Consider the following 356-nt stretch of genomic DNA (forward strand, 5'->3'; position numbering starts at 1 on the left):
TCGGCGGTGACCCGGAAGAACTTCGAGTCTCCGCCCAAGCCCGCGACGTCGGGCTTCAATTCGGCGTAGAGCCCATTATGCGGGGCGCCGACTACGTCGAGCGTCGAGTAGGCGAGCGTCAGACCGGCCAGCGAGGTCAGCGTGTTGCCCTGCGAAGCTTTGATCGCGATCGAGGCCTCGCCGTCATACGCACAACTCGGATAGACCGCTTGGCCGCCGACGTCGTGTCCGTTGATGATCGTGCCCGCGGCGTAGACAGACGTATAGCCCGAGATCGGGTTCGTGCAGTCGTCGTACGGCCGCTTGAGGGTGTTCGGCACCTTCAGCTCGGTGTTGTACAGCGAGTAGCGCAGCGT

The 356-nt window shown here is 63.8% G+C and carries 1 protein-coding gene; it reads right to left on the bottom strand.

Features of this window, described 5'->3' with window-relative positions:
* Nucleotides 1-356, bottom strand: a 356-nt coding sequence (locus OXS27_RS32480; protein WP_267361766.1) for a BamA/TamA family outer membrane protein, incomplete at both ends; no start/stop codon positions are given.

Origin of the sequence: Methylobacterium sp. GC_Met_3 (assembly GCF_026540775.1) — a bacterium.
In the GTDB taxonomy this organism is placed as follows: domain Bacteria; phylum Pseudomonadota; class Alphaproteobacteria; order Rhizobiales; family Beijerinckiaceae; genus Methylobacterium.